Annotated in this window: 4 protein-coding genes and 2 pseudogenes; 3 read left to right on the plus strand and 3 right to left on the minus strand. The window is 68.6% G+C overall.

The annotated features are described in order from the left end of the window. Window positions 1-451: pseudogene (locus tag AC1D15_RS19145) on the plus strand (M48 family metalloprotease); the annotation flags it as partial. Window positions 452-454: 3 nt separating this feature from the next. Here AC1D15_RS19145 and AC1D15_RS19150 read toward each other — a convergent pair. After that, on the minus strand, window positions 455-2,272 hold the full coding sequence (locus AC1D15_RS19150) for a glutamine--tRNA ligase/YqeY domain fusion protein (RefSeq protein WP_465114622.1): 1,818 nt from the start codon (window positions 2,270-2,272) through the stop codon (window positions 455-457). Between the two features lie 206 nt (window positions 2,273-2,478). Here AC1D15_RS19150 and AC1D15_RS19155 point away from each other — a divergent pair, with 206 nt between their 5' ends. Next, on the plus strand, window positions 2,479-2,886 hold the full coding sequence (locus AC1D15_RS19155; RefSeq protein ID WP_477827229.1) for a hypothetical protein: 408 nt from the start codon (window positions 2,479-2,481) through the stop codon (window positions 2,884-2,886). Between the two features lie 140 nt (window positions 2,887-3,026). Then, window positions 3,027-3,467 carry a hypothetical protein gene (locus AC1D15_RS19160; protein WP_477827230.1) on the plus strand — a complete coding sequence of 147 codons (441 nt, stop codon included), beginning with the start codon at window positions 3,027-3,029 and terminating at the stop codon, window positions 3,465-3,467. Here AC1D15_RS19160 and AC1D15_RS19165 read toward each other — a convergent pair whose 3' ends face one another. Both AC1D15_RS19165 and AC1D15_RS19170 read right to left on the minus strand, forming a co-directional pair. Next, on the minus strand, window positions 3,468-4,301 hold the full coding sequence (locus AC1D15_RS19165) for a LytR/AlgR family response regulator transcription factor (protein ID WP_477827231.1): 834 nt from the start codon (window positions 4,299-4,301) through the stop codon (window positions 3,468-3,470). Beyond that, a pseudogene (locus tag AC1D15_RS19170) lies at window positions 4,298-4,497 on the minus strand (sensor histidine kinase); the annotation flags it as partial. The pseudogene AC1D15_RS19170 and the gene AC1D15_RS19165, both read right to left, overlap by 4 nt.

Genomic DNA, 4,497 nt, shown 5'->3' on the forward strand with positions numbered 1-4,497 from the left:
CAGCACGCATGAGGAGATCGTTCGCAGCGTCTTCAAGCCGACGCAGGGCAAGTTCGACAAGCTCGAGCTGAACGGCCTGAAGGCGAGCCGCTTCACCGGCACCGCGACGACGAAGCAGGGCCAGGCGCGCGCCGTCGTCGCGACGGTGGTGGACGGTCCGCAGAACAACCGCTTCGTGTTGCTGCAGGCGTCGAAGGATGCCGCCGCGCTGCAGCGCAACGCGGCCGGGCTGAAGGAGGCTGAAGGCTCGTTCCGCGCACTGACCGCGGCCGATCGCAGCGTGGCGAAGCCGTGGACGCTGAAGTCGGTGCCGTTCCCGCGCGGTGGCTTCGCCGAACTGGCGAAGCAGTCACCGCTGCCGCAGGCCGAGGCGCAGCTGAAGCTGATCAACGGCGTCTACGGCGGCGGCAAGGACCCGGCCGTGGGGCAGCGGGTCAAGGTCGTCGAGTGACGCTCATTTTCCCCAGCTGTCCTTGAGGCTGGTGATGCGGTTGAAGACCAGCTTGCCCGGCTTCGAATCGATGCGGTCGGCCACGAAGTACCCATGCCGCTCGAACTGGAACTTGTCGTCCGGCTGGGCCTTCGCGAGTGACGGCTCGACGAAGCCCTGCACGACCTTCTTGCTGCCCGGGTTCAGCACCGTCAGGTAGTCGCGGCCGCCCGCATCGGGTTGCGCCTCGGTGAACAGCCGGTCGTAGATCCGCAACTCGGCCGGAACGCCGTCGTGCACGCCGACCCACGTGATCGTGCCCTTGACCTTCACCGCGTCGGCCCCGGGCGTGCCGCTCTTCGTGTCGGGGATCACCTTCGCCAGCACGACCGGTTCGCCGTTCGCACCGGTCTCGCTGCCGACGCACTCGACGATGACGCCGTACTTCAGCCGCACCTTGTTGCCGGGGAACAGCCGGAAGAAGCCCTTCGGCGGCGTCTCGGCGTAGTCGTCGCGCTCGATCCACAGCTCGGGGCCGAGGCCGAATTCGCGCTGGCCGAGCTCGGGCACGTGCGGGTGCGCCGGTGCGTGGCAGGGCTCGATGTGCGCGGCGCTGCCGAACACCTCGGCCCAGTTGACGAGCTTCAGCTTCACCGGATCGATCACCGTCATCGCGCGCGCCGCCTTGCCTTCCAGGTCGTCGCGCAGCGCGCCCTCGAGCGTGCCGTAGTCGATCCAGCTGTAGTCGCGCGTCACGCCGATGCGTTCGCAGAACAGCTGGATCGCCGCCGGCGTGTAGCCGCGGCGGCGCAGGCCGGCCAGCGTCGGCATGCGCGGGTCGTCCCAGCCGTCGACGTGCTTCTCGTCGACCAGCTGCTTCAGCTTGCGCTTGCTGGTGATCACGTAGGTCAGGTTCAGCCGAGCGAACTCATGCTGGTGCGGACGCGGCTGCGCGAGCAGGCCCAGGCCGCACAGCGTGTCGAGCAGCCAGTCGTAGAACGGGCGCTGGTCCTCGAACTCCAGCGTGCAGATGCTGTGCGTGATCTGCTCGAGCGCGTCCTCGATCGGGTGCGCATAGGTGTACATCGGGTAGATGCACCAGGTGTCGCCGGTGTTGTGGTGTGTCGCGCGCTTGATGCGGTAGAGCGCCGGGTCGCGCAGGTTGATGTTCGGCGACGCCATGTCGATCTTCGCGCGCAGCACCGCGGCGCCATCGGCCAGCTTGCCGTCGCGCATCTCGCGGAAGCGCGCCAGGTTCTCGGCCGGCGTGCGGCTGCGGAACGGGCTGTCGGTGCCGGGCGTGTTGAAGTCGCCGCGCGTGGCCTTCATCGCGTCGGCGCTCTGCTCGTCGACATACGCGTGGCCGGCGCCGATCAGCGCCTCGGCCGCGCGGTACATGAACTCGAAGTAGTTGCTCGCGTAGAAAAGGTGGTCGACCGGCGCGCCGTTCACGTCGCTGCGCCAGTCGAAGCCCAGCCACTTCACCAGCTCGATGATCGCGTCGACGTACTCCTGCTCTTCCTTCTCGGGGTTGGTGTCGTCGAAGCGCAGGTGGCACACGCCGCCGAAGTCGCGCGCCAGCCCGAAGTTCAGCCAGATGCTCTTCGCGTGGCCGACGTGCAGGTAGCCGTTCGGCTCGGGCGGGAAGCGGGTGCGGATGCGCGCCGCGTCGAGCGGCCCGCCGGCCTGATGGGCCGCGTCACCGGGGGAGCCAGCGAAATGGCGACCCGCGTAGCGTCCCTGGTCGAGGTCGCGCTCGATGATCTGCCGCAGGAAATTGGTCGGCCGAACGTCGGAGGCGGCGGACTCGCCGGGCGATGCCTTGCTGTGGGGGTCGCTCATGAAATGGGCTGGGGATTCAAGGGGTTGGGGCGCTGCGCAGGGCTGCGAAGCGTGAATTCATTGTAGTTCCCGCCCCTGGATGCACGCCGGTCGTCTGCAAGTCGTGATTATTCTCACGCTGTCTTGTATCTGGTTGTATCCACCCCCGCGAGCAGAGGGGCGCTGCGCCCTTTTCAGCGGCGGGACGCAGTCGAACAATCGGTGCCATGAACAGACCACCCCGTTCGGTGAACTCCGGTTTCGATTTCACGCCCAGCCAGACCGGCTGGATGGCCACCGCGCCATCGGCACTGATGGACGGGCCGTTCGGCCTGCAGGTCCGCCCGCCGCCACCGAAGCGCGCGCCCCAGCATGTCGGCCTCAGTGGCATCGCCGAAGAATGGCTTGCATCCTTGCCGCCGCGCTACCAGCCGCTGAGCACGGCGCAGCGCCACCCGCACGTCGTCAATCGGTTGGCCGCCTTGTGGGAGAAGCCGCTCAGCCTGCCGGCCTATTTCGACGAACTGCTGCTGAGCGATCGGCCGGGCCGCGCCGGCTTCTCGTTCGAGGTGCTGACCGAACTCGGCGACCTGCGCTCGCTGCTGGAACTGGCGATGCACCGCGCCCGTCAGTAAGGCGAGTCTGGCGGCCAACTTAACCTTCCAGAAACCTGCGGCTTACCAATCGACACGGAAACCGGTCTTCGCGCGAACACGTTGTGACGTTGTAGACCCATGACGCTGCGATCGCAGTGTCTGGAACACAGGAGTTCACGATGTTGAATCGCAAGACCCCGTTCGTCGCCGCGCTGGCCCTGGTGGGTGCGCTGGCCACCGCAGGCGCGCATGCCGCCAATGTGCAATGGTCGATCGGCGTCAACCTGCCGCCGGTGACCACCGTCGTCTCGAGCGGGCCGGTGTATTCGCAGCCCGCGTATTCACAACCGGTCTACGCCGAGCCGGTCTACGTGCAGCCGGCCTACTACGCGCCGGCACCGGTCTACGTGCAGCCCGCGCCGGTGGTGGTCTATCGCCCGCGCCCGGTCTATCGTCCTTACCCGGTGTACCGCCCTTATCCGGTCTATCACACGTATCCGGTGGTGCGGCCGGTGCCGGTGGTGGTGCCGCGCTGGGACGGGCGCCATGACCACCACGACCATGACGGTCGCCGTGACGACCGCGGTGGGCGCGACGGCCGCGACGGCCACCGCCACTGATCACATCGGCTTGAAGAGCTGCGCGTAGAGCCGGCTCACCGCGAGCCGGTCGGCGTGGCCGCGCAGGGTCAGCGTGACCTTGCCGGCCTCGTCGCGCAGCGCGGTGGCGATGGCGTCCGAGCGCACCACGGTGCCGCGGTGGATCTGCCAGAAACGCTGCAGGTCGATCTGCGGCAACAGTTCGCGCAGCGAGATGCGCACCAGGTACTCGCGCTCCAGCGTGACGACCCGCACGTACTTGTCGGCCGCCTCGAAATACAGCACGTCGACCACCGGCACCAGGTGGATCGCGTTGCCGACGGCGGCCTGGATCACCGTCAGCGGCGCGCCAGGTGTCGTGGGCGCCGCAGGTGCGGTCGGCCCACCGCTGCCGAGCAACTGGCGCAGCTGGTCGATCGCGGCGTCGATCGCGCCGCCACCGCCTGAGGCCCGCTGCGCCAGCACGGCCTGCACCCGCGTGCAGGTCTGCGCCAGGCGGGCCGGCTGCACCGGTTTCAGCACATAGTCGACCGCGGCCTGCTCGAAGGCCTGCAGCGCGTACTCGTCGTAGGCCGTCACGAACACCAGCGCCGGCAGCGGCCTGCCGTCGTCCGGCCAGTCTTCGGCGATGGCCTGTGCGGCTTCCAGCCCGGTCATGCCGGGCATGCGGATGTCGAGGAACAGCAGTTGCGGCCGCAGCGCCAGCGCCTGCTGCACCGCGGCTTCGCCATGCGTGACGCTGGCGACGATGTTCAACGCCGGCCATAGCGCCCGCAGCTCGGCCTTCAGGTTCGCGGCGAGCAGCGGCTCGTCCTCGGCGATCAGCGCAGTGGCCTGCATTCCGGTGATGTTCATGCGGTCGGGCTCCAGGGCAGTCGAACGGTGGCGAGCGTGCCGCCATCGGCATCGGCCGCGCCTGCCAGCGTCAGCGATGCGGCCTCGCCGTACAGCGTGGCCAGGCGCTGGCGCACGTGCTCCAGGCCGAAATGCGTGCCGTCGGCCGGCGTTGCGGAGAGGCCCGCGCCGGTGTCGCGCACGGTCAGTACGAGGG

It is taken from the genome of Rhizobacter sp. P2_H2 (assembly GCF_056403375.1).

Coding starts and splice junctions, on each gene's coding strand:
- AC1D15_RS19150 (WP_465114622.1), bottom strand. CDS start 2,272: ATGAGCGACCCCCACAGCAAGGCATCGCCCGGCGAGTCCGCCGCCTCC.
- AC1D15_RS19155 (WP_477827229.1), top strand. CDS start 2,479: ATGAACAGACCACCCCGTTCGGTGAACTCCGGTTTCGATTTCACGCCC.
- AC1D15_RS19160 (WP_477827230.1), top strand. CDS start 3,027: ATGTTGAATCGCAAGACCCCGTTCGTCGCCGCGCTGGCCCTGGTGGGT.
- AC1D15_RS19165 (WP_477827231.1), bottom strand. CDS start 4,301: ATGAACATCACCGGAATGCAGGCCACTGCGCTGATCGCCGAGGACGAG.